Below are 26,051 nucleotides of genomic sequence, written 5' to 3'. Positions count from 1 at the left end.
AGCAAGATTTGTAAAGCAGAAAGACATCTTGTATGATACACTGAATTTACAAATCAATACAGAAAGTATTTTGCTGATTATGATAAGGAGGAGGAATAAACATGAAAAAAACGGTTTATATTGCTGGCAGGTGCATGTGTGCTGGCGGGGGTATTATCGGGGTGCAGTGGAGCAAAGAGCGGATCCGCGGAAACGGGAGTAAAGAACGAATCCACTGAAACAGCAGCAAAGAGCGAATCTGCGGAAAAGGCAGAGACGTCGGAACCTGCTGGCAAAAAAGTGATCAATGTCTGGTCATTTACCGATGAAGTCCCCAAAATGATCGAAAAATACAAGGAATTGCATCCGGACTTTGACTACGAAATCAACCCTACAATTATTGCCACAACGGATGGTGCTTACCAGCCGGCACTGGATCAGGCACTGGCGGCAGGCGGGAACGATGCACCGGACTTATATTGCGCGGAGGCCGCATTTGTCCTTAAATACACGCAGGGAGATGCCAGACAATATGCAGCACCCTATGAGGATCTGGGAATTGACGTGGCTGCAAAGGTAAAGGAAGCGGACATTGCCAAATACACCATGGACATTGGAACCAATCCTGATAACAAACTGGTTGCCTTAGGATACCAGGCCACAGGCGGCGCATTTATCTACCGCCGTTCCATTGCAAAGGATACCTGGGGAACCGATGATCCCAAGGAAATCGGCGCTAAGCTGGGAGCCGGAACCAATAGCTGGGATTTATTTTTCAATGCTGCCAAGGATCTGAAGGCCAAAGGCTACGGTATCATATCCGGAGACGGAGACTTATGGCACGCAGTGGAAAACAGCTCAGATACCGGCTGGATCGTGGATGGGAAGCTGACCATTGACCCCAAGCGGGAAGAATTTTTGGACCTGTCTAAGGAACTGATGGATGATGGACTTCACAATGATACCAGGGACTGGCAGGACGCCTGGTTTGCGGATATGAAGGGCCAGGGCACAAAGCCGGTTTTAGGCTTCTTTGGTCCGGCATGGCTGATCAACTATGTTATGGCTCCTAATTCCGGCGGCGAAAAGATCGGCGAAGGCACCTTTGGGGACTGGGCGGTATGCGAATCTCCGATCGGCTTTTTCTGGGGCGGCACATGGGTGTTGGCAAATAAGGACTCTGAGGTTAAAAAGGCTGTTGGTGACATTATCCAGTGGATCACCCTGGATTCTTCCGAAAACGGTTTGCAGTATATGTGGGCAAACGGCACCATGAATGATGCGGGAACAAAGGATGCCGTGGCTTCCGGTACGGTTATGGCAAAATCTGACGGCTCTATCGACTTCTTAAACGGACAGAATATGTTTGATGTATTTGTTCCGGCAAACCAGTACGCAAAGGGTACGAACCTGACACAGTATGATGAAACCATTAATATGTATTGGAGAGATCAGGTGCGGGAATACACCGCAGGGAATAAGAGCAGGGAACAGGCGATTAAGGATTTCAAACAGCAGGTAGCAGATAATCTGGATATTACTGTTGAATAAATAATCCTGGCGGACAGGAAGGGGTGTGTTTCTTCCTGTCCGCCAGGCTGCGTTGAATGGAGGAACTGATATGAAACGAAAGCATTCTGGATATGCGAAATGGGGATACATATTTTGCCTGCCCTTTACCCTTGCTTTTCTGATTTTTTTCTTTATATCCGATTATTTTTACGGCTGTTATTGGGTTCACGGATTGCAAGGGATTGGGTATGGTAAAGTTTCATTTTCTGGCGGACGACCCTTTTTTTAAATTTTAGGAATATTTTGACAAATCCCTCGTTCCAGAAGTCATTTCGGAACACTTTGGGAATGTGGATATGCAACTTTATCCCTCAGATTGGTCTGGCCCTGCTTTTAACGGCGTGGTTTACGGATAACCGGAACCACATCAAAGGAAAAGGGCTGTTTAAAATATTGTTTTATATGCCAAACATTATTACCGCAGCCACCATCGCCATTCTGTTCAACGCCCTTATCGGCTATCCCATGGGACCGGTCAATGATCTTTTGATGACGTTAGGGATTACGGATCAGCCAATCAATTTTCAGGTCAACAAAACCGTGGCAAGGGGAAGCGTATCATTTATCCAGTTCTGGATGTGGTATGCTACACCATGATTATCCTGATTTCCGGCGTACTGGGAATCAGCCTGAAATCTTTGAATCCGCAGAGGTGGACGGGGCAAACCGGATTCAGACCTTTTTCCATATCACACTCCCTAACTTAAAGACCATCTTGCTGTTCACATTGGTAACCAGTTTGATCGGCGGCTTACAGATGTTCGATATTCCGAAGCTGTTTTTACTTGGCGGACCGGACAATTCCACCTTGACCACCAGCGTATTTATCTACAATCAGGCATTTAGCGGCAGTTACTTATACAACCGGGCTTCCGCCGCCAGTATGATCATGTTTGTGATTATTTGCGCTGCATCTGCAATTCTGTTTTTGCAATGAGAGATAAAGACGAAGCACAGCTGGAGAAGATGGCCAGACAACAGGAACGGGAATATAGGAAAATGCAGAAGGAACGGAGGAAATCACATGAATAAAAGGCGCAGCTCACTGATACTTAAAATCATTATTTACGTGGTATCTGTTTTTCTTGCAGTTTTAAGCATTGCCCCGTTTTATATAATGGTGATCAACGCCACCCGTCTACGACACAGATACAGCAGCATGCGATCTCCCTTCTTCCCTCTACTTATATGATGAAGAATCTGGCCATTTTACTGGGGAAAAGCTTTAATCCTGCCAATGGTTTTTTTGAATTCCCTTATCATTTCCATAGGGGCGACCCTTTGTGCGGTGTATTTTTCCAACATGACCGCATACGGGCTGGTGGTGTACAACTGGAGGTTCCGCAGACCATTTTTCAGTTTTATTATGGCGATTATGATGATTCCGGCACAGATAACCATGATCGGATTTTACCAGATGGTTTACCGGATACATATGACTAACAATTTCCTTATGCTTATATTACCGGCCATTGCCTCACCTTCCATGGTGTTCTTTATGAGGCAGTATATGATGCCGGCTTTGTCAATGGAAATCATTCAGGCTGCCCGCATTGACGGGGGCGGAGAGTTCTTCATTTTTAACCAGATTGCTATGCCGATTATGAAACCGGCCATTGCAACACAGGCCATTTTCTGCTTTGTGTCCAGCTGGAACAACTTGTTTACTCCCCTGGTGCTTTTGACGGATCAGAAGAAATATACCATGCCTATTATGGTGAGCCTGCTTCGGGGGGATATTTATAAGACAGAGTATGGCTCTGTTTACATGGGGCTGGCTTTAACGGTGCTGCCCTTGATTGTGGTTTATTTGCTTCTTTCCCGCTACATTATCGCCGGTGTTGCTCTGGGCGGCGTTAAGGGATAGGCGAAAGGGAAAATTGGCTGCGAAACTCGGTGGGATTGTATTTTGTATACTTCTTAAAGCACCGGCTAAAGGAAGCCGGATTGTTGAAACCGGTCTGGAAGGCGATTGAGGTAATGGATTCACCTGCTAACAACATTTCCTGAGCCGCCTGAATGCGTTTACGGCTTAAATAGTCATAAAAAGTAGAGTTGGTGTGTTCTTTGAACAGGCGTGAAAAATGGAATTTGGAAAAGCCTATGTGGGCGGCCATTTTCTCTAAGGTCAGGTTCTCCCATAATGGGTGTCAATGTAGGATAAAAGGCCTGTGAACTTCTGGTAATACTCATAATGTTTTTCCTGAGAGGTTTGTGAATTGGCGGAGAGGGCATGATAGTACTCTCCGCCGATTGTGGTCAGGATGTTGATTAAAATCGCATAAATAGAATATTCCCAAAAGATAGCGCTTGGAAAATAGATGTCGTTGATCTCCATGAAACCGGAATAAATCCGTTCATAAATCCGGCTATGGTTTTGCTTGTTCATAAGACAAGGTTCTAACAGGACCACATCTAAAAAGGAGGAATCATAGAAACTGGACAGTGGTTCCATATTGAACATGTAAATGAAGCGGGAACCGCTGGCAGCTGGAAGTATCTCGTGGATGGAAAACCGGGGGATAAAGAGAATGTCGCCCGGTTGTAAAGTGAAGGACTTTTTGTTGATGATAACGGTATATTCCTGTTCCACAGGTATGAGAATTTCCAATGCGCTGTGCTGGTGAGGTGCGTAGCCTTCCGTTTGAATGTTATGCCAGATGCGGATATTGGAATTAAGGGAATATTCTACGTTTTCTAACAGGCCCTCCACTTTTCTGCCCTGGAAGGAGCGGTCGTCGGGTCGTTGGTAGTATGCGGATTTTGCCATATGGGGATCCTCCTTCCATAATAAATGACATGGTTCCCGGTAAACAGGCTTTAACGGCTCATTTTTTTCCTTTTCCTCTGCTAAGACTGCTGGGAATCTGTTAAGGATGTGCCGAGGATTTTTAACAGAGTGTCTTTTTCCAGAGTAGGAGAATAATAAAATCCCTGTTGGTAATTGCAGCAGGCTTCTGTCAGGATCTGGACCTGGTTTTCCGTTTCCACGCCTTCGGCAATGATGGTCATATGAAGATCTCTTGCCATCCGGACCAGCCCTTCAATGACGGACCGGGACCTTTTATTGGTCTCAAGCTGCCAAACGAACAGGCGCTCAAGCTTTAAGGTATCCACTGGAAGCTCCAGAATGGATGAGATTCCGGAGTGGCCGGAACCGAATTCGTTAAGGATGATCTCTACGCCCATTTCCTGTAATTGCTGGAGGGTCACGTTGATGTTTAAATAAGCCATGATCAGGGCACTTTCCTGGATTTCCAGAGCAAGTTTTCCCTCTGGTATGTGATAGGCATCCATAATGCGCTTCACTTCGTCAAGGAAATCTTCCTGTAAAAAAAAGAACGGGGGAAATGGGAAGGGCAATGGATTCAAATTCGCATCCAGCTTCAAGGAGCCCCAGGATGCACTGGGCCGCCTTTTCCAGGGCATAGTATTCAATGGCCCGGATCTGCCCGGAATCCTCTGCAACAGGAAGAAATTCGCTGGCTCCGATCAGTCCCAGGCCTTTAATAAAGATGCGCATATAAAGCTCGGCCCGGGTAAAAATGCCTGTATCAATATTAAGGGTAGGGCGGTAACGGACTTCCACCTCTTCCTTTTCCAGGGCTGTCCTTAAATAAAGGGCAATGGCCTGGCGCCGCTGCAGCTGCTTCTGCAAGGTGCTGTCAAAGACAACTGCCTGGTTGGGACCGCCTTCCTCCGCTTTTAAAACAGCTAAGTCCAGGCATTTAAGCATCTGGTCCGGTGAAGAGGCATGTCCGGGATAGGAGCAGATGCCCATCTGTACGGAACATAAGCAGTCGGTTCCGCTGACCTTCCATACGTGGTCAAACTTTCCGGCAATTTCTTCCGCAAGCTCCAAAGCCTGTCCCTGGGTGTATCGGTCCAGTATGATAATATATTCCACGCCAATATAATGATAGACGCTTTTTCCTGTCACTTCTTTTAAATAGGTAAGGATCTGGTCCAGAAGGTTTTCACAGTATTCATAACCAAATACCTGGTTCAGCTGTTTGAAATTCTCAATGTGAAGCTTTAGCACAGTGCCCCGTTCTGCGGAGCCCATTACCTGGCTTAAATGTTTTAAACAGGCGTCCCGTTCCGGCTTGCCCTCCAAAGAAGTATGTTCTATAGCCTGGTCTTCTGTCTCTGCCTGCTGGGGCAGAGGCGTTTTTTTTGCAAAACCAATTCATATGGATTCCCCCTCCTTTTATCGGTTGTTAAATTTTATTGTATTATAAAAGCAGGGTGAAATCAAGAAATAATTGGAAAAGGGAAAAAAAGGCATTAATCTGGAAATAGGGAGAATAATAAAGGTAAGATGAATATTTTTGGTATTTCAGACGTAAAGGCAAGAGGTGGAAAGAATGAAATCAATCTGGACAGAATCAGCCAGAATTCCCGGTCGTAATTCTTTGACAGGGAACAAACGGACAGAAGTAGCGGTGATAGGAGCCGGAATGGCAGGAATACTCACTGCCTTTTATCTGCAAAGACATGGGCTTCATGTGGTGGTGCTGGAAGCAGACCGCATAGGAAGCGGACAGACGGGATTTACAACGGCAAAGATCACATCCCAGCATAATCTGATCTACGAAAAGCTGGCACGCACCATGGGAGAGGAAACGGCAAGGCTGTATGGAAAGGCAAACCAGCTGGCAGTAGATGAGTATGGAAAACTCATCAGACGCTATTCCATACAATGCCATTATGAACAGACGGATGCATACCTGTATTCGGTTCAGGAGTCGGAAGTCCTTTTAAGAGAGGCTGAGCGGGCTGCCAGGCTTGGGCTTCCGGCTTCCTTTGTCAGGGAGACCGGGCTTCCTTTTTCTGTGCATGGAGCAGTTCGTTTTACCGGACAGGCTCAGTTTCATCCTCTGGAATTTCTAAGAGATATATCTGCAGGCCTTACGGTTTTTGAGCGGACAAAGGTCCTTAAGGTTCAGGGACATGAAGTCGTGACGGACAAAGGGGTGGTAAAGGCAGAAAAAGTGGTATTTGCTTCTCATTATCTTTGTCAATGTGCCGGGATTTTATTTTGCAAAAATGTATCAGGAAAAAAAGCTATGTCCTGGAGCTTGAGCCGGTCAATTCTTTAAAAGGAATGTATCTTGGAATTGACGAAAGGGCATATTCCTTCCGGAATGCCGGCGATAAGCTTCTCTTGGGATATGGAAGCCACAGGACAGGAAAAGCGCCAAAGGATAATCCCTTTTCTACCATGAAACGTGCAGGAGAGCATCTGTTTCCGGGGACAGAAGAAATTGGAAGATGGACGGCCCAGGATTGCATGACTTTAGATGGAATTCCCTATATTGGTCCGTTTTCGTCCCTGAGGCCGGACTGGTACGTTGCTACAGGCTTTGGAAAATGGGGTATGAGTTCCTCCATGGTGGCAGCCAAAATATTAAGTACCCAGATAACAGGAAGGAGAACACCCTATGATGAAGTGTTTTCCCCCAGAAGGCATCATTTGAAGGCTGCCGCCGGTACCCTGATTTCCCATGGCATGCAATCGGTAAAGGGACTTTCGGCAGGAACCATGAAGGGAGCCGTAAACTGCCCCCATATGGGCTGCCGCCTGGTATGGAACCGGTATGATAAGCGCTGGGAATGCCCTTGCCACGGATCTTCCTTTGAAATTAATGGAAAAATTTCAGCAGGCCCTGCACAAGAGAGTATTCCTTTCATAGATTGATATTAGAAACTTTCAATAGCGAAAGGAGTCATACATCCTATGGATTCTTATACGAAGCAATGGTGTCCCGGTTATATGACCGGCACCGGCTCGGCCGGCTGGGAATATGCCATGGGGCTTGATATGTCTGCAAGCCCTGGTACGGTAATCCGCCCTGATATGCCCCTTGGCTCAGGTCCTGCAAAATCCGCAGAACCCGGTGCAGAACCCATACTTATGAAGCAACAGGATATGGCCGCAGGTCCCTGCCCGTGGATGCCGCCAAAAAGACCAAGGTGTTCAGACACAAGAGGTGAATCTGAAACCAAGGCAGCACCCATGCCCATGAATTGCCAGCCAGTGCTGTTATGTCCAATGCCCGAAAAAAGCGGGGAGATGCCAGCCCGCCCGATGCCGGAAAGGTGCATGCCGGAAAAAAGCATGGTGATGCCAGCTCGCCCGATGCCGGAAAATGCATGCCAGCAAAATGCAGAGAGATGCCAGCCTGCCCAATGCCGGAAAAATGCAGAGAGATGCCAGCCCGCACGATGCCAGAAAAATGCATGCCGGAAAAATGCAGGGAAATGCCGGCCTGCCCAATGCCGGAAAAATGCAGGGAAAAAGTAAAGGAGGCAATGCCCATGAAATGTCCGAATATGGCAACAAGCCCCGCTTTTATAAAGTGTCCGGAAATGCCGACATGTACCGCTCCGGTCAAGTGCCCCGGTATGCCGGCTCCAGCTCCTTGTCCAGCCGAAAATATCGATCAGTTTCCAGTTGGAATGGCATATGTTCCATGGCAGTGCTGGCAGCAGGTTTATCCGATGGATACGGCCCTGAGCATGGGAACCATCTTCCCGGATCTGAGTAAACCATTTATTATGGGGGGGTGCCAGTGATGATGGGTTATAATGTTGATTGTGATATGCTGTTAAGGCAGGTATATGAAGCCAGCTTTGCAATGGATGATGTGGTTTTGTATCTTGACACTCATCCGGACGATCAGGAGGCATTAAACTATTACTTCTATGTGGCTGATCTGCGGCAGCAGGCAATGCAGGCTTATGAAGAGCAGTGCGGCCCCCTGATGGTTGATGGAGTCATGGATGAGAATTACTGGACCTGGATCAATGATCCATGGCCATGGGAAGGAGTGTGCGGCTAATGTGGAGGTATGAAAAGAGATTACAATATCCGGTAAATATTACGACTCCCAATCCCAAGATTGCCAGTTTTATTATGAGCCAGTATGGAGGACCATACTGCAGTGCCGTATAATCAGGAAGCCTGCAGCATGGTCCTTTTACAAGGTCATAAGGAGATATAATAGAAGAATTTCAGCTTTCCTTCCTGTTTATCATAAACAATTTTTTTTACAACACTTCTTAGGGCATTTCCTTTTATTTCATTACTCACACCTGGATCGGAGATGATGTCACAGGCATTTTGAATCCGGGATGCCAGCTGGATCTTATCAGCGGTCTTGTCACGGCCAGGGCAGCTGTTTAAATCAGTTAAACGGTTCTCAAGCTCTTCCTGCTCCTTTTCAAGGCGCTTTTTTTCCAGCTTTGTATTCTTCCAGCGTATCAATTCCATTTTCATAAGCGTCTTTTATCCGCTGTTTTTTATGAGTGATCCTTAAGATGGCTGCCTGTATATTCTTCTTTTCATCAGATGTTACGGAAACAGGTTCTCTTACATAATTGTATTTCATATCTTCGGAGGAAAGAGCATTGCGTAGAGATTCTATAATAAGCCCCTCCATTTTTTTTGCGGTAATGCTGCAGGATTCCTTATGAAATCCCTTGGCATAACGCCAGCACTGGAAATAGCTGGGATGGCGGTTCGTATCAGGAGCTTTGTTGAACACAAGACTTGCCCCACAGTACCCGCATTTTAAGAGGCCGGAAGCCCAATGCTTGCAATCGGACACTTCCCGGCGTTTCCCGGGCCTGTATTCCCTTTGCAGCCGCATCTGGTTCTCTTTAAAAACCGATGTCACCGTTTCTCTGGTCTCATGCTGTCCATGAAAGGAGATATCTTTCCAGGTGACGATCCCGTCATAAAACTTGTTTCTTAAAATGCGTTCAACCGCCCGGCGGTCAAATCTGTTTCCTCTTTTGGTCAAAAATCCCAGTTCATTGGCACTCCTTGCGATGGCAGACAGATCCATGCCATCATGATAGGACTGGTGGATATATTCCACGATCTTATATTCTTCATCATAAATGAGAAAAGGCTTTCCTTCCCCCACCGCACGGTACCCCAGGCAGGGGGAGGCCTGATAGCCTTCCCTTAAAGCTTTTTCCGTCATGCCCCTGGTGACTTCCCCGGATAAGTTGATGGAATAGTATTCATCAAACCATTCGATGATGCTTTCAATGAGACGGCCGAACATGCCTTCCATAATGGGTTCGGATACGCTTTTAATGGTCACGCCGCACTTTTTCCGGAGAACGCCTTTATAAAACATGCTCTCTTCCTGGTTTCTTGCAAAGCGGGAAAACTTCCAGAGATAGAGATACTGAAAGGGAGAAGGCTGTGATTTGGCAATGGAAATCATTTTCTGGAATTCTTTCCGGTTATCGGCACGGCGTCCGCTGACCCCTTTTTCTTCAATGAAAATAAATTTTTCCGGGATTAAGATCCCATCTGCTTTTGCTGCTTTTTTTTATTTCCCTCAGCTGCGCATCGGGAGAAAGCTCCGTCTGGTCATTGGTGCTGACGCGAATGTAAGCGGCCCCGATTTCCGGTGTATCATTTTTTCAAAATCCATCCCCTCTTTCCGGCTGTACCTGGAAAACATCAGGAAACAAGTACAATCCGTGTCACATACATTTTACCAGGGAGGAGATGGAAATATGAACAAAAAACCAAGGATCGAAAATTACGTGGAAATTGACGGGAAAAATGTTCTTATGGATTCTCTGCCAGAGGAAAAACGCAGGGAAATTGCATTGATGATCCAGGATAAGATGATGGAATCCATGGGATTTAGAAGAATAACCTCTTCAGGCTGATAACGGAGGGAGAGGACAGGCCAAATATGGAGGGAGCCGGCAAGATGGGGGGGGACAACCTGGCCGGAACCTGGGCCGGCCAGGATACAGATCAAGGTCAGGCATTTGGATTGCAGTCCTGAAAAGGAAAGAAAAATTCCGGGATTCCTCTTACATAGGGAGCAATATCGTACTGCTGATAGTAGATGACAATTCCCAATGGTTTGGCAAAAAAATCCATTGATGTTAAAATTGCCCCGCAGGAGCGCCGCATAGTCATCAAAAAAATTGGGAAGGAGATGTTTTCATCTCTTCTTCTATCTGCTGTTGGATACCTTTAAAAATATAATCCGTAAATTGAGGATTGCCAGGGAAGAAATCAATGAGCCCCAGCTGTTTTCCGGTGCAAAAGTCCCATGTTTGGGAGTCCCGGGTTGTGGTTCCATGGGCTCCTCCCAGATAAGAATACTGATCGGTAAAGAGGCTGGTGGTGCAGTCATTATTGTATGTGATCTGATAGACTGATAAAAATTCATGACTGTTAAAGGGAAACTGATTTTTTTGTACGAACATTGCCTGATCAACGGCCTGGGGGTAAAGCACGGTGCGGCAGTAGTTCTCAGTCTGTCTGGACTGGAATTCATAAAACTTATTGATGCTCTGGGCAGAGGTGGAGCTGCATGTGGTGGTAAAATGGGGATAATGGATTGTATAGGTAAAAACGGTGACCCCGTTGTGGCGCATAATATCTGTCAGCGTTTTTTTAGAGATTGTCTGCATGGGAGCCTCATAAAAGGAAGGTTTCTATAATATATGGGTAAATGGGTTTAATTATGAGCTTAAGGAAAGGTATGGAATCTGGTTATCTGTTTCTGACTTAAGGTGGACCTGATGGAGAAATGGGCGCTCCATGCGTTATCTTTCCCAGCGCTATGCCATGCCTTATAAGGAATGTAAAGGACTTTTGACGGATATTGGAACGGAAGAATTAGCACATCTGGAGATCGTAGCGACCATTGTTCACCAGCTGACAAGAAACTTAACGCCGGAGCAGGTGGTGGAATCAGGCTTTGGCCCTTACTACATTGACCACACCACAGGAATTTGGCCGCAGTCTGCAGGCGGAATCCCGTTTAATGCCAACCAATTCCAGTCAAAGGGAGATCCTATTACTGACCTTGTGGAAGATATGGCCGCAGAGCAGAAGGCAAGGAGTACTTACGACAACATTCTTCGTGTTGTAACAGATCCTGAAATCTGTGATCCGATTCGTTATTTAAGAGAACGGGAAATCGTTCATTTCCAGAGGTTTGGGGAAGCTTTAAGAATCACCCAGGATAATTTAGACAGCAGGAATTTCTACGCATTCAATCCAAGCTTTGATATTAGAAATCAGTGCTAATGAAAACAGGCCGCAGCGTAAATCCTTAAGCTGCGGCCTGTTTTTCTGCGGCAGTTTACGTGGTTTTTCCGCAAAAATTTCCTTTATTCGATTGACGGAGGCTGTTTATACTAGTAGAATAATAGACAAATATACAAGAGAATGGGGCATTATTTATGGATAACAGACATAGTATTTTGACAGACACACTTCCGGATCAGGCTGTTTTTGCTCTGGATATTGGAACCCGGAGCATCATCGGCATGGTGGGCATGCCTGATGGGGACAGAATTCATATCGTTGCCATAGAGAGAGCCGAGCACACGAAACGGGCGATGATTGACGGCCAGATCGAGGATATCGACCAGGTGGCAAAGATCGCAGGCCAGGTCAAGGACAGGCTGGAGAAAAAGCTGGGGTGCAGGCTTGATAAGGTCAGTGTAGCTGCTGCCGGAAGAGCGCTGCGGACCGAAAGCGTGACCTATGAGATGGAGCTTCCCAGGCCTCAGAAGATCGATGCGGAATCTGTCAGCCGCTTAGAGGCAGGTGCAATCAGTGAAGCAGAAAAATTATTTATGAATAGAGAAGGCAGGGAATCAGACCGGCAGTTTTATCTGGTCGGATATACGGTAAGCCGCTATTACCTGGACAACTACATGATATCCAATCTGATCGACCATCATGGACGGGTCTTAAAAGCTGACATCATTGCGACCTTTCTTCCCACAGAGGTAGTGGAAAGCCTTTATGCGGCCATGCACAAAATCGATCTGGAGGTGTCAAGCCTTACCTTAGAGCCTATTGCAGCGATCAATGCAGCGATTCCTCAGAATATCCGTCTGTTAAACCTGGCAATGGTGGACATCGGAGCAGGAACCTCTGATATTGCGGTCTGCAGGGATGGCTGCGTGACCGGCTATACCATGCAATTCTTGCCGGAGATGAGATCACAGAGACCATTATGAAGGAGTATCTGGTGGATTTTGATACCGCAGAAAAAAATCAAATCAGAGATTGACGAAAGGGAGGAGCTTCATTTTACGGATATTCTGGGATTTGAACAAATCATCACACGGGAATCCATCTTTGAGTGCATCAAGGAAGCATCTTCCAGGCTTTGCGAGGAGATATCAGCAAAAATCCTGGAGGTAAACGGCGGGGTGCCGTCGCAGTCTTTCTGGCAGGGGGAGGAAGCAGGCTTTCCGGTTTAAAGGAAGGGATCGTAGAGCATTTAAAAATTGACCCGAAACGGGTCGCCATTGCCGGCAACAATTTTAAAATCAATGCCTATTCAGACGAGTATGACCTTGAGAATCCGGAATTTGCCACTCCTCTTGGAATCGTCATATCCGCAGGCTTTAGCATTGTCAATGACAGCTTCCGCATTACTTTAAATGACAGGCCGGCAAAGGTCTTCCGGAGCGGCAGTTTTACCGTAATGGATGTTCTGATGATGAACGGCTACAATTATCAGGATATGATCGGCCATTCCGGCCAGAACCTGGTGGTAAGTGTCAATGGAAAGAGAACGGTTTTTTATGGAGAGAAAGCAGAGCCGTCTGTATTAAAACTCAATGGAGAAGAAACACAGCTTTCTGATCCGGTAAATACAGAGGACTGGATCGTATTTGTGCCCGCCAGCCGTGGAAAGAACGCTTCTGCTATGCTTTCCGATGTGGCAGAGCTTTCAGAAGGGAACAGAGTACTGGTAAACGGCGAAGAGGTGAAGGAGGATGTGCCTCTGAAATCCGGTGACAGCATTATAATAGAAAGCACAGCAGCTGAAACAAAGGAAGAACCGGAAAAGAATGCCGGAGTGGAGAGGCAGGAGGAAGCCAATTTAAGCTTTCTTAATGCGGCTCCAACAGCACAGATTCCCGGGCAGGGAATGGGGAAGCAAAAGAGACCGGTGAAAGCAAGGGAAAGATCACGTTCTTTTTAAATGACAACCCCCTGACCCTTCCCTTAAAGCCGGATCACCAGCCATATTATCTCATGGACATGCTGGAATATTCCGGATTGGATTTTAAAAACGTGACTGGACAGGTAGTATTGGAAGTAAATGGGGAAAACGGATATTTCCAGCAGGAATTACATAGCAGGGACCGTATCATGATCTATCAGGTCAAATAGGATTTGAAGGAGAAGGACTAACATGTTAAAGGTTATAAAAAGGGATGGTGCGGAAGCGGACTTTGATTTGTCAAAGGTCAAAGAAGCTATGAAAAAGGCATTTACTGCAACCGAAAAGTATTATACGGACAGCATTGTGGAATTGCTGGCCTTACGGGTGGCTTCTGATTTTAACGATAAGGTCAGGGAAGACCGGGTCCCCGTGGAGGATATCCAGGACAGTGTGGAAAAGGTGCTGGAGGAGACAGGATATACGGATGTGGCAAAGGCGTATATCCTGTACCGGAAGCAGAGAGAAAAGATCAGGGGTCTGGGAGCCACCACTCTTGACTATAAGGATGTGGTGGATAATTACGTAAAGGTAGAAGACTGGCGTGTAAAGGAAAATTCCACGGTGACCTATTCTGTCGGCGGCCTGATCCTTAACAATTCCGGAGCAGTGACGGAAAACTACTGGCTTTCCGAAATTTACGATAAGGAGATCGCAGATGCTTATAACAGGGGCGATATCCATATCCATGACCTTTCTATGCTGACAGGATACAGCTGCGGGTGGTCTTTAAAAAAAAGCTTCTGCTTGACGGGCTGGGAGGAATTACGGGAAAAATTACAGCCTCTCCTGCAAAGCATCTGGCTACCCTGTGCAATCAGATGGTTAATTTTCTCGGAATCATGCAGAATGAATGGGCTGCTTCCCAGTCCTTCTCATCCTTTGATACATACCTGGCGCCTTTTGTCAGGGCTGATGGCCTTGCCTATGACAAGGTTAAAAAAATGCATGGAGGCTTTTGTGTTTGGAGTGAATACTCCAAGCCGCTGGGGAACCCAGGCGCCATTTTCCCATATTTCCCTGGATTTAACGGTTCCTGAGGATATGAAAGAGGAAAAGGCCATTGTAGGCGGCAAGCGAATGGACTTTACCTATGGGGACTGCCAGACCGAGATGGATATGATAAACCGCGGGTTTTTAGAGACTATGCTGGCCGGAGATGCAGGCGGCATGGGATTTCAGTATCCGATTCCCGTATATGGTGTGTCTGAGGATTTTGACTGGTCAGATACAGAGAATAACCGTCTTTTGTTTACCCTTGCCTCCCACTATGGAACGCCTTATTTTTCCAACTATATCAGGGGCAGCCAGGTACCGGGAGATGTGAGGGTTTCCTATCACGGCGTTGCCCGGATCTTACAAAGCTGCGCAATAAGGCAGGAGGATTCTTCGGATATGGGGAAAATACCGGGTCCATTGGCGTGGTAACCATAAATCTTTCCAGGATCGGTTTTTTTATCTTCCGATGAATCAGATTTTTACAAACGTCTGGACCAGGCGGCGGATATTGCAGCCAGGTCCTTGAAGATTAAACAGGATGTGATAGGCAGGCTTTTAAAGAAAGGGCTTTATCCTTATACGGCCTGTTATCTGGGAAACCTGGAAAACTATTTTTCTTCTATAGGTGTCATTGGAATGAATGAGGCGGGCCTTAATGCTTCCTGGCTAAAATCCGGAATGGAATCCCAAAGGACAAGGGATTTTGCGGCGGATGTGCTGAAGCATTTAAGGGAGAAATTGATTGGTTATCAGCTGGAGTACGGGAATTTGTACTGCTTAGAAGCGACTCCGGCGGAGTCGGCGGCCTACCGGCTGGCCATGATCGATAAGAAGGAATTTCCGGAGATTAAGACAGGAGGAAAGGCGGGAGATATCCCTTATTATACCAACAGCACCAAGCTTTCCTCTGATTTTGGAGGAACACTTAAAGAAGCCCTTGAAAACCAGAATGCAGTCCAGCCCCTTTATACGGCAGGCACCGTATTTTCCGTTTATATGGAAGCGGAGGCAAAGGACTGGAAGAGAATCCGGGATTCTTTGAGGAAGATGGCGGAAAATTATGATATTCCATATATGACCTTTACACCGGTGTATTCTATCTGCCAGACCTGCGGGTATCTTACCGGAAGAGAGGAAATCTGCCCCAAATGCGGGAAGCAGACAGACGTATACAGCCGGATCGCCGGATATTACCGTCCCGTACATGACTGGAATGAGGGAAAAATCCAGGAATTTAAAAACCGGAAAATGATGATTTTGGAAGACTGAAATCAGAAGCCGGATATACATAGTGAGCAGGATCCATGACAAGATCCCGGTTTTCTTTAAGAAAGCCGGGATTTTTGGTTTCTGTGAGCAATGGTCCGGGCAAATATGCTTGCTTATTATTTGGGCGAATGCCCCGGCAGCTAAGAAAACAGGTGAATATTTAAACAGGGAATATTCCTGGAAAAATTATAGATAAATAAAAGTGTTATTGTTTGTTAAATATGTACATTGAAAAAAGAGAAGGGATATGCTAGCATATATACAAGGTGTTAGATTTGTATACAAATTTTATGGTTTGGATACACTTCAAAACACGGAAATAATGAGATAACTGACCCCAAAAAATAAGCAAAGGAGAGATTAATCATGAATTTAGCAAACCAGTTTTCCCTTGATGGAAAAATTGCATTAGTCACAGGCGCTTCCTATGGCATTGGCTTTGCCATTGCAAAAGGTCTTGCAGCAGCAGGCGCAACCATTGTTTTTAATGATATTAAGCAGGAATTAGTAGATAAGGGAATTGATGCATACAAGGAAGAGGGAATTAAAGCCCATGGTTACGTATGTGACGTTACCGATGAAAATGCTGTAAACGCTATGGTAGCTCAGATCGAGAAGGAGGTCGGCGTGATCGACATCCTGGTAAACAATGCTGGTATTATCAAGCGCATTCCTATGTGCGATATGACCGCTGAACAGTTCAGACAGGTAATTGACGTTGATTTGAATGCTCCATTTATTGTTGCCAAGTCAGTTATTCCGTCCATGATCAAAAAAGGCCACGGAAAGATCATCAACATCTGCTCCATGATGTCTGAGCTTGGCCGTGAGACCGTATCCGCATATGCGGCAGCAAAGGGCGGACTTAAGATGCTGACCAAGAACATTGCATCTGAGTACGGTGAATTCAACATTCAGTGCAACGGCATTGGACCTGGCTACATCGCTACCCCGCAGACCGCACCGCTGCGCGAGACTCAGGCAGATGGTTCCAGACATCCATTTGACCAGTTTATTATCTCTAAGACTCCGGCAGGACGCTGGGGAGAAGCAGAGGATCTCTCAGGTCCGGCTGTATTCCTTTCCTCTGACGCTTCCAACTTTGTCAACGGACATATTCTGTACGTGGACGGCGGTATCTTAGCTTACATTGGCAAACAGCCGCAGTAACAGTCAGATTTCAAGATTCAGGTCCGGCCCTTTTTCATGAGCCGGCCCTGATGCTAAAAATATGACCATGATGTCTGCTTTCAGGGCGGAGGTCATGGCATATTTTTAACAGGTCTAATATAGAAGACGGAGAGGGTTCAATGGAAGGAAAGACCAAAACCTATAAAAACCGCGGTGAATTGGTGTTTGAGACGTTAAAGCAGGAGATTCTGGACCTGGAATTAAGGCCCGGGCAGATCATCAGCGAGAATGAAATCTGTGAACGGTTTGGCGTATCCCGGACGCCTGTCAGGGAAGCGGTGAGAAGGCTTCAGGAACAGGGCTTTGTCAATTCGGTGCCATATTCCGGCACACAGGTAACGCTTTTGAACCTGGATACAATTAAACAGATGATATACATGCGTGTTGCGGTGGAAACCATGGTAATGCGGGATTTTATGAATATGGCGACGCCTCTCTGGATGGAGGAAGTCCGGTATTTGATCCGCAAGCAGCAGGCTCTGATTCAGGAAAAAGGATTTGAACCGGAGCAGTTTTACCGTATGGATGCCCAGATGCATGCGATCTGGTATCAGGCTACCGGCAAACAGAAGCTTTGGGATATGATACAGGCCCAACAGTTACATTATACAAGGTTCCGTATGCTTGACTTTGTGACTGAAACGGATTTTACCAGAATCATCAGGGAGCACACAGAGCTTTTTGAACTGCTGGAGAAAAAAAAGACATCGAAGGTCTGGAGCGGTCCCTCAGAGAACATCTGTGTTACAGCATGCAGAGAATGAAGTATCAGATAGAAGTAGAATATAAAGACTATTTTGAGCAGGAAGAGCAGGAGGACTGATCATGGCGAATGTATCAATAGCTGTAAGAAACCAGAATGGCGGGGTAAAGGCCTCCGTATTGGGAGAGGACCAGGCAATCCTCGTGTTTGAAGGAGAATACGAAGAAGGAGATACCATTGTATTCACAACAGACAAGCCAGGCGCTCATTATGTAGTGCGCGTTGATGACTGCATGGATGAATCCTTTGTATATCTGACAAAGACGGAAGTAGTTTATACCATACCATTTGGAGAGAAAAAGATTTCCTATAACCCGCAAGCCTTTACAGGAGAGCGTCATTATCTGACCATACGGGAAGCTTTTGACCATGAAGCAGGCATTTACAGGAACCTGGCAAAGAATGTTATGGACCAGCACGGTGATACGGGCTGTTTCCCTCATGCTTTCGCAACGTGGAAACCAGAGGGGAAGCGGTGTTTGCGGCACGCAATGCCATTGACGGCGTTCTCGCCAACGAATCCCACGGAGCATGGCCCTATGAGTCATGGGGAATCAACCGTCAGGATGATGCGGAAATGACCCTGGACTTTGGCCGTCCTGTAGATTTTGATAAAATTGTTTTATATACACGTGCAGATTTCCCTCATGATAACTGGTGGGTAAAGGCAAAGCTTACGTTTTCCGACGGAACGGAAGAGGCAGTGGAAATGGAAAAGAGCGTGAAGCCTCACCTGTTTTCCCTGGAAAGAAAAAATATCACATGGGTGAAAATAAGTGATCTGATAAAAGCAGACGATCCTTCCCCATTCCCAGCCCTCACCCAGATTGAGGTATACGGAAAAGACTCCCAGTGAGAATAAAAAGAAGAGTGTCAGAATGATCCGGATAACGGACATTCCGGCACTTTTTTTCATTCCTGGGAAACCCCATCGCTGTCTCCATGATTCTTTATTTCTGATTCTGGCATTTCTGAGAAAAAGTAGAAATACCTCTTTTCCTTTTTCGTTTATTCAGGTAAAATATAGGCAGTGGTCATAAATCACTACATAAGGAGGAAGACAGATGGAACTTTTGTTTCTGGAGCCTGTGTTTATGGAGGCCATCTGGGGAGGCACCAGACTCCGGGATGTATTCGGCTATGAGATACCAAGCGATACAACCGGAGAATGCTGGGCGATCAGCGCCCATGAGAACGGGGAATGTAAAGTTGCGGGAGGAATATATGACGGCAGACGGCTTAGCAGCCTGTGGAAAGAAGAGCCTGGGCTGTTCGGGAATTATCCCGGAGACAAGTTCCCTCTTCTGATCAAGATCATTGATGCAAAGAAGGATTTAAGCATTCAGGTCCATCCCGACGACAGCTATGCGAAAATTCACGAAAATGGTTCTCTGGGAAAGACAGAGTGCTGGTATATTCTGGACTGTGAGCCTGGAACTGAAATTGCAATCGGCCATCATGCTAAGGACCGGGAAGAGATGGAAGCATGATACGGGATCACCGGTGGAAGGAATTTGTCAGGACCGTTCCAATCAAAAAAAGGAGACTTTTTCCAGATCGATCCTGGCTGCGTTCATGCCATCAAGGGAGGTACTCTGGTACTGGAGACTCAGCAAAGCAGCGATATTACGTACCGGGTATATGACTATGACCGTTTGTCCAATGGAAAACCAAGCAGCTTCATGTGGAGCAGAGCATTGCCAATATAAGGGCGCCATTTAAGGAAGGACAGACTGATCCGGAAACAGAGAAAGTGCCAGGTACAGTGCACACCCATTTAGTGACCTGCCAGTTTTACTCAGTAGATAAATATGATATTGACGGCGTTTTTACAAAGGAGTCCGGAAAATATTTTACCAATGTAAGCGTTATAAGCGGAAAAGGCTCGGTAAACGGGATTCCCCTGGAGGCAGGGCAGCATTTCATCGTACCGGCAAAAAGCGGAGAGTGCAGATTTGAGGGAAAGATTTCTATCATCTGTTCCAACCCAGAGTAAAAGGAGGCAAATAAATATGAGACTTGGAGCATTAGAGGCAGGCGGAACAAAGATGGTTTGTGCTATAGGCAATGAAAACGGCGAAATTTTGGACCGCGTTTCCATACCTACAGAGACACCGGAAATCACCATGCCAAAGCTGATCGGGTATTTTAAGGATAAGGAAATAGAAGCCCTGGGAATCGGCTGTTTCGGCCCTATTGACTTAAACAGAAGCTCAAAGACCTATGGTTATATTACCACCACGCCAAAGCTTGCCTGGGCCAACTATAACATCGTAGGAGTCTTAAAAGAAGCCCTTAAGGTTCCGGTTGGATTTGATACAGATGTGAACGGGTCTGCTCTGGGAGAAGCCACCTGGGGGATTACAAAGGGCCTTGAAAACAGTATGTATATTACCATCGGCACCGGCGTTGGAGCGGGGATTATTACCAATGGAACGCTGCTTCACGGAATGCTCCATCCGGAAGGAGGGCACTTGCTGCTGTCTAAGCATCCGGATGATAACTATGAAGGAAAATGCCCTTACCACAAGACCTGCCTGGAAGGCCTTGCCTCCGGTCCTGCCATAGAAGCCGGTGGGGAAAGAAGGGTGCAGAGCTGGCAGACCAAAAGGAAGTGTGGGAATTAGAGGCTTATTACATTGCTCAGGCGCTTGTGATTATATTATGGTTCTTTCTCCCCAGCGAATTATTCTGGAGGAGGAGTCATGCATCAGGAACACATGATGCCTTTGGTAAGAGAAGAAGTGAGGCGCCAGCTGGCAGGATATATCAGGACAAAAGAACTTGAGGATATAGAGCATTACATCGTTCTTCCCAGCTTAAATGATAATCAGGGCATCATGGGAGCCTTGAAATTGGCTGTTAATGAATACCAGCTGGAAAATAGAGGATAATTGCCAATTTTCTCCTAGTGATATTCCATTTCCTGTATGTTATGATACATTTTGTAACAGAAATGTAATAATTATGTAACAAATAAGGAGGATATTACCATGAGAAAATTACCAGTATTCGTTTTAGCAGCAGCAACCGTACTTACTGTAGCAGGTGTTCCAATGACCGCTCAGGCAGCAACCTGCCCGGTGTCATCAGGCAATTGCTATACCATTTCAAACTGCTTTGGACAGTCTGGGGATATCAACAGCATTTTAAGCAAGCTTGGCTGCGGTAACGGTAATAGCTGCAGCAACGGTACGACCTGCACCAATAATGGTTCCACCTGCAGCAACGGTTCAACCGGCACAAAGGGTGCTACCTGTTCCGGCAGTAACTGCGGAAGCAGCAAGAACAGCACCTGTTCCAGCGGTAAGAACAACAGCTCCTGCTCCAAAACCAAGGGTGCAACCACAAACAGTGGACGTCAGTGCAAATCCTCTTACGGATGTTGGAGATAATTATTTTTGCATTTTAACTGAATCAAACAGCAAAGCGGATTGCGAATATCCGCTTGACCAGGTCGGACCGTATGGGTCCGGCCTCTTTTCTATTGAAAGATATTTGGATTTTGCATTAAAAAAACAGCCATAAGGCCAATCACGGCTTGTGACTGTTTTTTTAAAGAAATCATTTACCTTCTTCGTTCACAATTTCCTCCAAAACACGGATTAAATCGTAAATGGTGTTAATTTGTACGTTTCGCTCCAGGATTTCATTTTTTTTAAGTCGATGGAAAGCGTCTCGAATTTGGCCTGGACTGCGGGAGCTATATATGACATGTTCATCACCTCATTTTTATGATGCACAGCCGCGGAACGTATTATGCGTGTAAATGCTGTTTTTACATAAATCTTATGTACCCGGAACATACTATTGGTGAGGTGATGGAAATGGAGAAGAACAGCCAGGAAAAGCTTTCCCAGAAAAATAAAAATGAAATGTCTCATGGCACGTCAGAAAAAGGCAAGCCCGAAAACCAGAATCAGACTCATAACTCCCGCCGGGAAGGCATGGGTCCCAATACAAAAAGAAGGTCGGATTAATTCTTAAAAAGGGTGGAAACCAGATGCCTTGGTCTCCACCCCTTTGAGGTTTCATATTTATGATCGGGCAGTTTTACAGGACTTCTTATATGAAGCAGAAGAAAAGAAGACATAACCAAAATGAGTTATCTGTCATTGGTAAGGCGGCGGCTGAGAGTTGTTATTGCTTCTTTCTGCCGCTGCTTCCATAAGCCGTTCTGTAATAATAATATATGTATTTATACAAAATATGTGAACAAGCTGAAAGCATGTGTATTAAGGGATGGGCGGAAGCAGAGCAAAGGAGAACTTCCGCCCGTATGATGTTACATATATAATAACGGGAATAAATAGACTTTGTGACGCGGATTAAGGAATTATTTAAATTTATTTGAAATTATACGTATTAGTGCTTGATTTGCATGGGATTTTTAATGTAATGGGTATAAAAAAATAAAGATGGACCGGTTTTTGATGTTCAACTGAAGATAGTCTTATGAGGATTAAAGCAGTTCTATATGACAACAGATGTGATGAGATAAATCAAAATTTTATAAACCGTGCCCTGGCTTTTTGCAAAGTGGAAGAGTGGTATGTGAGTGGGGCTTTATCTATTGCAGATTTTTGAATTGCAGATTTTTCTATTGTTGATTTATCTATTGTAGATTTACCTATTGAATGATGGCCGTTTTTGGAGGCATATGTGTCAATAAAGGCGGGCGGAGAAAAGTATTGATCTATGTTGTATGTAAAATTTAACGTCTTTGAAAGTAGCCTTTGCTTAACAAAAAGCTTAAAGATATCCCCATTATGAATCCTATTCCCAAATTGTTTATTACAGCCCCGAATATTAGGCTCAGACTGACAGCCAAAGCCATATAGTCATGGAATGCACTGTTCTTGTTATTTGAATTTAGCATCATATGTACCCCTTTTGCATTTATAAATATCTTACATCAGTTATTGGATTAAGTACACTGGTATTTTTTGAGAATGAAAAGATAGAACAACTGGAAAAAGACAGTGAGGGGTAGAATGAAAGGGAAGATTTGAGGAGGTGAAATAGCCGCGGGAGGACTATTTCACCAAATCATTATATTCAGGATGTTTTTCGAACCATTTGACAGCATAGGAGCAAGTCAGAATAGCTTTTTTTTATTTTCAGAACGTAACTGTTTTGCTACAGCTTCCATAAGCTGTCCTGCCACACCCTGGCCTCTTAGAGAATCATCTACAAAGGTGTGATTGATATTTACGGTATTCTGGTCAACTGTTGGAAAAGTGACCTCGGCGAGTAAGTTATTATCGGAATGATAGAGAGCGATTTGGTTTGAGCCATATGTGAAGCCCATAAGCGTTACCTCCTGTATTCGTAATAAAGACATTATATCACTTACTATATGTGGCATCAAGGAGTGATGAAAAATGTTTGGGTCTCTTTTAAAATAATTAAATGCAGATTTGATTGTTCCGTGTAGTTCATGAATAATGTTTCTGGAAGCCTTTCATAACATTCAGATGAGTGGGGCGGGGGAATACTTAAGGAGTAGTTCTGAGGAAGAAGTATACTAAATGTACCGCTTAACCTTGTTCATGTAGTTTATATACTCTGTCCCAAATTTGTTGGCGCACCATCTTTCTTCGGAAAGAATAATCCAGTGTGCAGATATTTGAAAAACAAGCAGTGATATAAGCAGCAACATAGAATGTGTGAACAATACACAGCCTAGGAAATATATGAAATATCCTACATACATAGGGTTTCGGGAAATCTTATATATTCCGTTTGTATTTATTCCGCTTTGCCCAGGTTTTGCAAAGTTAACAGTAGCAATTATAAGAACAGAGATACCTAAGATGTAGATGAATAAGGCGATAAAAAACAAGGGAGGTTTGGTCTGGATTTTCAGAAAAAAACGAATATAAGATCATAAAAGCGTTTGAAAGCTGGTAAAAAAAGGAAGAAAACCTTTTCGCAATCCTCTAATGGGGCAAAGAAAGCGGCACGGCTTAGGGCATCTTGATTAATCATTTTCAGCAAGCCGAACCTTATGAGAAAGATAGGTACTATTAATAAAAATGCATTCATTTTAAGCTCCTCCCCATACCTTTTACTATTACGTAACAATATAAATACTAATTTTTTGCTAAAATTATATCACAGATGCCATGAACGGTCTATTGAGAAAAGTCTTTTTCAAGCAGGCTTGGAGAAAATACATGTAAACGATGGATAGCACTTAAAGACGGTATCCCCAGTATACAAGGTTATCAGTCCTTATATAGGATCGGAAACACCCCAACTACTTTTGAACAGGAATCCAAATAATATCAAGGTTTTTAACATAGATATAGGGCCGAAATCCCAAGCAGTCCAATCAAACTGCTCCAAATTTCGACCCTATATCAGCTGATGGAGACAACAGGACTCGAACCTGCGACCCTCTACACGTCAAGCAGATGCTCTCCCAGCTGAGCTATGTCTCCATGAGAGCATTGTAACTGAAAATCTGAAAAAAAAGGCAAGCGAAATTCTTCCATAAATTTGAAGAATTTACAGCAGCCAATCCATGTTGTCACACCTGCTTTGAAGTTCCATAAAAAACTTGGAAATATGGAATCCATCCATAAGGGCATGATTAACCAGGACCGATACCGGTATTCTTATGTTTCCCTCTGATTTAAAATATTTTCCCCAGGTAATACGGGGATTGCTGTCTGCAGGAATGGGAACCGGCTGAATGATGGAAGTGTAGCTTACCCAGGGAATGCTGGAAAAGAAAAAGAGCTGTTTCTGGTTTCTTCCGTCTGATAGGACCTGGCTCTGCCTGGCCTTTTCCTGCCGCTGTTTCCCATCCTCTAAAAAGGCGTCAAAGGGAAGCCGGTCGTCTGCAGTGCAGTAACAATAATTTTCATTTTCTAACGCCAGGGTATAAGAAGGAATGCAATGATCATATTCGATGATCCCGTCTCCTTGGATACGGCGGCGAAATTCCGGGATAGAGTTGGCTGTTTGGGCTGTCGCGTAAAGGAAAGTTAAATAAAAGGGCAGCTTTTTTTCTTTTATGTAGCTCATGAAACTTGTAATGTCCAAATTTGCGGTCATACCTACATATGGATAAGCGAGATTACGGAAAAGGTCAAACTGATCCTTACGCAGATAATGTTCCATGTCAAGATAATGATAACTCATAAGAAACACCTCCTGATTTCATAAACCAATTATAACATAAATCGTTAGAAAAAGCGCGGGCAGTACGCGCAATTATGATACAAAAAAATACCGGGAACCTTATATTAATAAGGCAAACCGGCATTCTTAAGTATATTGTCAGTCGGAGTAACAGGATTTGAACCTGCGACCTCTCGGCCCCCAGCCGAGCGCGCTACCAAGCTACGCCATACTCCGTTCCCTTGACACTATGACATTATAGCAGAAAATTTCCAATTGGTAAAGTATATTTCTTGAAAAATTTTCAAATTTAATATATTATGATAAAGAGACGATTATTTTAGGAAGAAAAATAGGTGAATATAGATGAAGCCAATTGTAAGCTTTGATGTAGATATGACACTGCTGGACCATAAAGACTGGACAATTCCTGCCAGCGCTTTGGAAACCATAGAAAAGCTGAGAGAAAATTATACCATTGTTCTGGCAACGGGCAGAGATATGGATTCTCTTTTCAGTACTGCCATCCGGGATGAGGTAAGGCCGGAGGCGATCATCCATCTCAATGGAACAAAAGTAACCGTGGGAGATAAGATCATTTATGAGCATACCTTTGATAAGGGTCTGCTGAGACAGATTCTGGCCTATACGGAGAAAACCCCTTACAGCGTCGGAACTACTGTTGGGGAATGGGATTATTATGTTCATCCGGAAGTGGTTGAAAGGCATGATGCAAACCTCTGGGGAGAATGCGGAAGAAGATTTAAGGATCCAGGAATGCTTATGGATCTGGAAGTGAGAACCATGGCATATATTGGAGATGAAGCAGGAGCAAAGGCCATGGAAGAGGAGTTCCCGGAAATTCATGTGCATATGTTTGCTGACAAACGGGGAGCGGACGTGGTGGAAAGGAAAGCGTCTAAAGCCATGGGCTGATAAGGCTCTGCGAATATTATAAGATACCTCTTTCGGAAACAATCGCTTTTGGAGACAGCATGAATGACTATGATATCATAAAAATGGCAGGCAAGGGCATTGCCATGGGCAACGCATGGCTGAACTAAAGAAAGTAGCCGATTACGTTACGGATCCGATTGATCAGGAGGGGATTAAAAATGCCTGCC

At 45.1% G+C, this 26,051-nt stretch carries 36 protein-coding genes, 2 tRNA genes and 5 pseudogenes; 29 read left to right on the top strand and 14 right to left on the bottom strand.

Going from position 1 to position 26,051, the window contains the following annotated elements:
- Positions 1-138: 138 nt before the first annotated feature.
- The 4 genes from JCM10519_RS10755 to JCM10519_RS10745 all read left to right on the top strand — a co-directional run bounded on the left by JCM10519_RS10755 (position 139) and on the right by JCM10519_RS10745 (position 3,418).
- Positions 139-1,530 (top strand): ABC transporter substrate-binding protein, encoded by a 1,392-nt coding sequence (locus JCM10519_RS10755; RefSeq protein WP_347843838.1) that lies wholly within the window; start codon positions 139-141, stop codon positions 1,528-1,530.
- Positions 1,531-1,839: 309 nt separating this feature from the next.
- Positions 1,840-2,148, top strand: coding sequence for a hypothetical protein (locus JCM10519_RS28880; RefSeq protein WP_347843837.1), 309 nt, complete (start codon positions 1,840-1,842; stop codon positions 2,146-2,148).
- Positions 2,135-2,488 (top strand): sugar ABC transporter permease, encoded by a 354-nt coding sequence (locus JCM10519_RS28875; RefSeq protein WP_347843836.1) that lies wholly within the window; start codon positions 2,135-2,137, stop codon positions 2,486-2,488. The genes JCM10519_RS28880 and JCM10519_RS28875 overlap by 14 nt, the downstream gene beginning before the upstream one ends.
- Positions 2,489-2,797: 309 nt before the next feature.
- The gene (locus JCM10519_RS10745; protein WP_347843835.1) at positions 2,798-3,418 is read left to right on the top strand and encodes a carbohydrate ABC transporter permease; all 621 of its coding nucleotides are present in this window, start codon (positions 2,798-2,800) and stop codon (positions 3,416-3,418) included.
- Here the strand turns inward: JCM10519_RS10745 and JCM10519_RS28870 are convergent.
- The 4 genes from JCM10519_RS28870 to JCM10519_RS28860 form a co-directional block, all read right to left on the bottom strand.
- Complete coding sequence (locus JCM10519_RS28870) at positions 3,408-3,668, bottom strand: helix-turn-helix transcriptional regulator (RefSeq protein WP_347843834.1); 261 nt, start codon at positions 3,666-3,668, stop codon at positions 3,408-3,410. The genes JCM10519_RS10745 and JCM10519_RS28870 overlap by 11 nt on opposite strands.
- An 11-nt stretch (positions 3,669-3,679) precedes the next feature.
- Positions 3,680-4,321, bottom strand: coding sequence for an AraC family ligand binding domain-containing protein (locus tag JCM10519_RS10740; protein ID WP_347843833.1), 642 nt, complete (start codon positions 4,319-4,321; stop codon positions 3,680-3,682).
- 80 nt (positions 4,322-4,401) lie between these two features.
- The gene (locus JCM10519_RS28865; RefSeq protein WP_347843832.1) at positions 4,402-4,860 is read right to left on the bottom strand and encodes an EAL domain-containing protein; all 459 of its coding nucleotides are present in this window, start codon (positions 4,858-4,860) and stop codon (positions 4,402-4,404) included.
- Positions 4,861-4,864: 4 nt separating this feature from the next.
- Positions 4,865-5,668: a diguanylate cyclase gene (locus JCM10519_RS28860; protein WP_347843831.1), complete on the bottom strand. Its 804-nt coding sequence runs from the start codon at positions 5,666-5,668 to the stop codon at positions 4,865-4,867.
- Between the two features lie 250 nt (positions 5,669-5,918).
- Here JCM10519_RS28860 and JCM10519_RS28855 point away from each other — a divergent pair, with 250 nt between their 5' ends.
- Both JCM10519_RS28855 and JCM10519_RS28850 read left to right on the top strand, forming a co-directional pair.
- Entirely contained in the window at positions 5,919-6,653 is a 735-nt protein-coding gene (locus tag JCM10519_RS28855) for an FAD-binding oxidoreductase (RefSeq protein WP_347843830.1), read from the top strand.
- Positions 6,593-7,252 (top strand): FAD-dependent oxidoreductase, encoded by a 660-nt coding sequence (locus JCM10519_RS28850; protein ID WP_347843829.1) that lies wholly within the window; start codon positions 6,593-6,595, stop codon positions 7,250-7,252. Before JCM10519_RS28855 ends, JCM10519_RS28850 begins: the two co-directional genes overlap by 61 nt.
- 214 nt (positions 7,253-7,466) lie before the next feature.
- Here the strand turns inward: JCM10519_RS28850 and JCM10519_RS28845 are convergent, their stop codons facing one another.
- The gene (locus tag JCM10519_RS28845) at positions 7,467-7,949 is read right to left on the bottom strand and encodes a hypothetical protein (protein WP_347843858.1); all 483 of its coding nucleotides are present in this window, start codon (positions 7,947-7,949) and stop codon (positions 7,467-7,469) included.
- On the opposite strand from JCM10519_RS28845, the gene JCM10519_RS28840 reads away from it, so the two are divergent.
- From JCM10519_RS28840 to JCM10519_RS28835, 3 genes and pseudogenes are all read left to right on the top strand, one after another.
- On the top strand, positions 7,831-8,130 hold the full coding sequence (locus tag JCM10519_RS28840; protein WP_347843856.1) for a spore coat associated protein CotJA: 300 nt from the start codon (positions 7,831-7,833) through the stop codon (positions 8,128-8,130). The two genes, JCM10519_RS28845 and JCM10519_RS28840, sit on opposite strands and share 119 nt — an antisense overlap.
- Positions 8,130-8,396, top strand: coding sequence for a spore coat protein CotJB (locus tag JCM10519_RS10715; RefSeq protein WP_054739092.1), 267 nt, complete (start codon positions 8,130-8,132; stop codon positions 8,394-8,396). Before JCM10519_RS28840 ends, JCM10519_RS10715 begins: the two co-directional genes overlap by 1 nt.
- Positions 8,396-8,491 (top strand): annotated as a pseudogene (locus tag JCM10519_RS28835) (manganese catalase family protein); the annotation flags it as partial. The gene JCM10519_RS10715 and the pseudogene JCM10519_RS28835, both read left to right, overlap by 1 nt.
- A gap of 51 nt (positions 8,492-8,542) precedes the next feature.
- Here the strand turns inward: JCM10519_RS28835 and JCM10519_RS28830 are convergent.
- Positions 8,543-8,821: a hypothetical protein gene (locus JCM10519_RS28830; protein WP_347843828.1), complete on the bottom strand. Its 279-nt coding sequence runs from the start codon at positions 8,819-8,821 to the stop codon at positions 8,543-8,545.
- Positions 8,778-9,851 carry a recombinase family protein gene (locus JCM10519_RS10710; RefSeq protein ID WP_347843855.1) on the bottom strand — a complete coding sequence of 358 codons (1,074 nt, stop codon included), beginning with the start codon at positions 9,849-9,851 and terminating at the stop codon, positions 8,778-8,780. Before JCM10519_RS10710 ends, JCM10519_RS28830 begins: the two co-directional genes overlap by 44 nt.
- 241 nt (positions 9,852-10,092) lie before the next feature.
- Here JCM10519_RS10710 and JCM10519_RS28825 point away from each other — a divergent pair, with 241 nt between their 5' ends.
- A complete protein-coding gene (locus JCM10519_RS28825; RefSeq protein ID WP_347843827.1) occupies positions 10,093-10,251 on the top strand; it encodes a hypothetical protein in 159 nt (52 codons plus the stop codon).
- A 97-nt stretch (positions 10,252-10,348) separates the two neighbouring features.
- Here the strand turns inward: JCM10519_RS28825 and JCM10519_RS28820 are convergent, their stop codons facing one another.
- Both JCM10519_RS28820 and JCM10519_RS10705 read right to left on the bottom strand, forming a co-directional pair.
- Entirely contained in the window at positions 10,349-10,471 is a 123-nt protein-coding gene (locus JCM10519_RS28820) for an RsiV family protein (RefSeq protein WP_347843826.1), read from the bottom strand.
- A 38-nt stretch (positions 10,472-10,509) separates the two neighbouring features.
- Positions 10,510-11,010, bottom strand: coding sequence for a DUF4163 domain-containing protein (locus JCM10519_RS10705; RefSeq protein WP_347843825.1), 501 nt, complete (start codon positions 11,008-11,010; stop codon positions 10,510-10,512).
- Positions 11,011-11,129: 119 nt separating this feature from the next.
- On the opposite strand from JCM10519_RS10705, the pseudogene JCM10519_RS10700 reads away from it, so the two are divergent.
- From JCM10519_RS10700 to JCM10519_RS28775, 17 genes and pseudogenes are all read left to right on the top strand, one after another.
- Positions 11,130-11,632 (top strand): annotated as a pseudogene (locus JCM10519_RS10700) (manganese catalase family protein).
- 155 nt (positions 11,633-11,787) lie between these two features.
- On the top strand, positions 11,788-12,576 hold the full coding sequence (locus JCM10519_RS10695; RefSeq protein WP_054739091.1) for a hypothetical protein: 789 nt from the start codon (positions 11,788-11,790) through the stop codon (positions 12,574-12,576).
- Positions 12,577-12,594: 18 nt separating this feature from the next.
- Entirely contained in the window at positions 12,595-12,822 is a 228-nt protein-coding gene (locus JCM10519_RS28815) for a hypothetical protein (RefSeq protein ID WP_347843824.1), read from the top strand.
- Complete coding sequence (locus JCM10519_RS10690) at positions 12,729-13,553, top strand: hypothetical protein (protein ID WP_054739089.1); 825 nt, start codon at positions 12,729-12,731, stop codon at positions 13,551-13,553. The genes JCM10519_RS28815 and JCM10519_RS10690 overlap by 94 nt, the downstream gene beginning before the upstream one ends.
- A 213-nt stretch (positions 13,554-13,766) precedes the next feature.
- Positions 13,767-14,300: pseudogene (nrdD, locus tag JCM10519_RS28810) on the top strand (anaerobic ribonucleoside-triphosphate reductase); the annotation flags it as partial.
- The gene (gene nrdD, locus JCM10519_RS28805; protein ID WP_347843854.1) at positions 14,297-14,614 is read left to right on the top strand and encodes an anaerobic ribonucleoside-triphosphate reductase; all 318 of its coding nucleotides are present in this window, start codon (positions 14,297-14,299) and stop codon (positions 14,612-14,614) included. The pseudogene nrdD (JCM10519_RS28810) and the gene nrdD (JCM10519_RS28805), both read left to right, overlap by 4 nt.
- Positions 14,502-15,842 (top strand): annotated as a pseudogene (gene nrdD / locus JCM10519_RS28800) (anaerobic ribonucleoside-triphosphate reductase). The gene nrdD (JCM10519_RS28805) and the pseudogene nrdD (JCM10519_RS28800) overlap by 113 nt, the downstream one beginning before the upstream one ends.
- 366 nt (positions 15,843-16,208) lie before the next feature.
- Positions 16,209-17,012: a gluconate 5-dehydrogenase gene (locus JCM10519_RS10680; RefSeq protein WP_054739086.1), complete on the top strand. Its 804-nt coding sequence runs from the start codon at positions 16,209-16,211 to the stop codon at positions 17,010-17,012.
- A 140-nt stretch (positions 17,013-17,152) separates the two neighbouring features.
- Positions 17,153-17,797 carry a GntR family transcriptional regulator gene (locus JCM10519_RS10675; protein WP_347843823.1) on the top strand — a complete coding sequence of 215 codons (645 nt, stop codon included), beginning with the start codon at positions 17,153-17,155 and terminating at the stop codon, positions 17,795-17,797.
- 61 nt (positions 17,798-17,858) lie between these two features.
- Entirely contained in the window at positions 17,859-18,377 is a 519-nt protein-coding gene (locus JCM10519_RS10670) for a hypothetical protein (protein WP_347843822.1), read from the top strand.
- On the top strand, positions 18,374-18,652 hold the full coding sequence (locus JCM10519_RS28795) for a hypothetical protein (protein ID WP_347843821.1): 279 nt from the start codon (positions 18,374-18,376) through the stop codon (positions 18,650-18,652). Before JCM10519_RS10670 ends, JCM10519_RS28795 begins: the two co-directional genes overlap by 4 nt.
- A gap of 208 nt (positions 18,653-18,860) precedes the next feature.
- Positions 18,861-19,286 (top strand): type I phosphomannose isomerase catalytic subunit, encoded by a 426-nt coding sequence (locus JCM10519_RS28790; protein WP_347843820.1) that lies wholly within the window; start codon positions 18,861-18,863, stop codon positions 19,284-19,286.
- A gap of 24 nt (positions 19,287-19,310) precedes the next feature.
- Positions 19,311-19,505, top strand: a complete 195-nt coding sequence (locus JCM10519_RS28785) for a hypothetical protein (protein WP_347843819.1) — start codon at positions 19,311-19,313, stop codon at positions 19,503-19,505.
- Positions 19,481-19,792 (top strand): hypothetical protein, encoded by a 312-nt coding sequence (locus tag JCM10519_RS28780; RefSeq protein ID WP_347843818.1) that lies wholly within the window; start codon positions 19,481-19,483, stop codon positions 19,790-19,792. The genes JCM10519_RS28785 and JCM10519_RS28780 overlap by 25 nt, the downstream gene beginning before the upstream one ends.
- 16 nt (positions 19,793-19,808) lie before the next feature.
- A pseudogene (locus JCM10519_RS10660) lies at positions 19,809-20,690 on the top strand (ROK family protein).
- A gap of 99 nt (positions 20,691-20,789) precedes the next feature.
- Positions 20,790-21,191, top strand: coding sequence for a hypothetical protein (locus JCM10519_RS10655; RefSeq protein ID WP_054739084.1), 402 nt, complete (start codon positions 20,790-20,792; stop codon positions 21,189-21,191).
- 432 nt (positions 21,192-21,623) lie between these two features.
- On the top strand, positions 21,624-21,776 hold the full coding sequence (locus JCM10519_RS28775) for a hypothetical protein (RefSeq protein ID WP_347843817.1): 153 nt from the start codon (positions 21,624-21,626) through the stop codon (positions 21,774-21,776).
- Between the two features lie 1,118 nt (positions 21,777-22,894).
- Here the strand turns inward: JCM10519_RS28775 and JCM10519_RS10640 are convergent.
- From JCM10519_RS10640 to JCM10519_RS10620, 5 genes are all read right to left on the bottom strand, one after another.
- A complete protein-coding gene (locus tag JCM10519_RS10640) occupies positions 22,895-23,107 on the bottom strand; it encodes a GNAT family N-acetyltransferase (protein WP_347843816.1) in 213 nt (70 codons plus the stop codon).
- A gap of 216 nt (positions 23,108-23,323) precedes the next feature.
- Positions 23,324-23,512 (bottom strand): methyltransferase, encoded by a 189-nt coding sequence (locus JCM10519_RS28770; protein ID WP_347843853.1) that lies wholly within the window; start codon positions 23,510-23,512, stop codon positions 23,324-23,326.
- A gap of 657 nt (positions 23,513-24,169) precedes the next feature.
- A tRNA-Val gene (locus JCM10519_RS10630) sits at positions 24,170-24,242 on the bottom strand.
- Positions 24,243-24,309: 67 nt separating this feature from the next.
- Positions 24,310-24,948: a CatA-like O-acetyltransferase gene (locus JCM10519_RS10625; RefSeq protein ID WP_054739079.1), complete on the bottom strand. Its 639-nt coding sequence runs from the start codon at positions 24,946-24,948 to the stop codon at positions 24,310-24,312.
- A 142-nt stretch (positions 24,949-25,090) separates the two neighbouring features.
- Positions 25,091-25,164, bottom strand: a tRNA-Pro gene (locus JCM10519_RS10620).
- Between the two features lie 129 nt (positions 25,165-25,293).
- Here JCM10519_RS10620 and JCM10519_RS10615 point away from each other — a divergent pair.
- Both JCM10519_RS10615 and JCM10519_RS28765 read left to right on the top strand, forming a co-directional pair.
- Positions 25,294-25,863, top strand: a complete 570-nt coding sequence (locus JCM10519_RS10615) for an HAD hydrolase family protein (RefSeq protein WP_347843815.1) — start codon at positions 25,294-25,296, stop codon at positions 25,861-25,863.
- Positions 25,860-25,991, top strand: coding sequence for an HAD hydrolase family protein (locus JCM10519_RS28765; protein ID WP_347843852.1), 132 nt, complete (start codon positions 25,860-25,862; stop codon positions 25,989-25,991). The genes JCM10519_RS10615 and JCM10519_RS28765 overlap by 4 nt, the downstream gene beginning before the upstream one ends.
- Positions 25,992-26,051: the final 60 nt, after the last annotated feature.

It is taken from the genome of Clostridium sp. NkU-1 (genome assembly GCA_001312405.1).
Note: the sequence above shows the minus strand (reverse complement) of the source record. Positions and strands in the feature narration are given on the sequence as shown.

What these genes read in the sequence shown, in the direction of transcription:
- JCM10519_RS28840 (WP_347843856.1), top strand. Translation starts at nt 7,831, where the DNA reads ATGCCGGAAAAATGCAGGGAAAAAGTAAAGGAGGCAATGCCCATGAAA.
- JCM10519_RS28855 (WP_347843830.1), top strand. Translation starts at nt 5,919, where the DNA reads ATGAAATCAATCTGGACAGAATCAGCCAGAATTCCCGGTCGTAATTCT.
- JCM10519_RS28770 (WP_347843853.1), bottom strand. Translation starts at nt 23,512, where the DNA reads ATGTATGTAGGATATTTCATATATTTCCTAGGCTGTGTATTGTTCACA.
- JCM10519_RS28820 (WP_347843826.1), bottom strand. Translation starts at nt 10,471, where the DNA reads ATGGATTTTTTTGCCAAACCATTGGGAATTGTCATCTACTATCAGCAG.
- JCM10519_RS10675 (WP_347843823.1), top strand. Translation starts at nt 17,153, where the DNA reads ATGGAAGGAAAGACCAAAACCTATAAAAACCGCGGTGAATTGGTGTTT.
- JCM10519_RS10640 (WP_347843816.1), bottom strand. Translation starts at nt 23,107, where the DNA reads ATGGGCTTCACATATGGCTCAAACCAAATCGCTCTCTATCATTCCGAT.
- JCM10519_RS10695 (WP_054739091.1), top strand. Translation starts at nt 11,788, where the DNA reads ATGGATAACAGACATAGTATTTTGACAGACACACTTCCGGATCAGGCT.
- JCM10519_RS28795 (WP_347843821.1), top strand. Translation starts at nt 18,374, where the DNA reads ATGACCCTGGACTTTGGCCGTCCTGTAGATTTTGATAAAATTGTTTTA.
- JCM10519_RS28825 (WP_347843827.1), top strand. Translation starts at nt 10,093, where the DNA reads ATGAACAAAAAACCAAGGATCGAAAATTACGTGGAAATTGACGGGAAA.
- JCM10519_RS28790 (WP_347843820.1), top strand. Translation starts at nt 18,861, where the DNA reads ATGGAACTTTTGTTTCTGGAGCCTGTGTTTATGGAGGCCATCTGGGGA.
- JCM10519_RS10625 (WP_054739079.1), bottom strand. Translation starts at nt 24,948, where the DNA reads ATGAGTTATCATTATCTTGACATGGAACATTATCTGCGTAAGGATCAG.
- JCM10519_RS28870 (WP_347843834.1), bottom strand. Translation starts at nt 3,668, where the DNA reads ATGGCCGCCCACATAGGCTTTTCCAAATTCCATTTTTCACGCCTGTTC.
- JCM10519_RS10670 (WP_347843822.1), top strand. Translation starts at nt 17,859, where the DNA reads ATGGCGAATGTATCAATAGCTGTAAGAAACCAGAATGGCGGGGTAAAG.
- JCM10519_RS28880 (WP_347843837.1), top strand. Translation starts at nt 1,840, where the DNA reads ATGTGGATATGCAACTTTATCCCTCAGATTGGTCTGGCCCTGCTTTTA.
- JCM10519_RS10615 (WP_347843815.1), top strand. Translation starts at nt 25,294, where the DNA reads ATGAAGCCAATTGTAAGCTTTGATGTAGATATGACACTGCTGGACCAT.
- JCM10519_RS10705 (WP_347843825.1), bottom strand. Translation starts at nt 11,010, where the DNA reads ATGCAGACAATCTCTAAAAAAACGCTGACAGATATTATGCGCCACAAC.
- JCM10519_RS28775 (WP_347843817.1), top strand. Translation starts at nt 21,624, where the DNA reads ATGGAGAAGAACAGCCAGGAAAAGCTTTCCCAGAAAAATAAAAATGAA.
- JCM10519_RS10680 (WP_054739086.1), top strand. Translation starts at nt 16,209, where the DNA reads ATGAATTTAGCAAACCAGTTTTCCCTTGATGGAAAAATTGCATTAGTC.
- JCM10519_RS10715 (WP_054739092.1), top strand. Translation starts at nt 8,130, where the DNA reads ATGATGGGTTATAATGTTGATTGTGATATGCTGTTAAGGCAGGTATAT.
- JCM10519_RS10655 (WP_054739084.1), top strand. Translation starts at nt 20,790, where the DNA reads ATGAGAAAATTACCAGTATTCGTTTTAGCAGCAGCAACCGTACTTACT.
- JCM10519_RS28875 (WP_347843836.1), top strand. Translation starts at nt 2,135, where the DNA reads ATGCTACACCATGATTATCCTGATTTCCGGCGTACTGGGAATCAGCCT.
- JCM10519_RS10740 (WP_347843833.1), bottom strand. Translation starts at nt 4,321, where the DNA reads ATGGCAAAATCCGCATACTACCAACGACCCGACGACCGCTCCTTCCAG.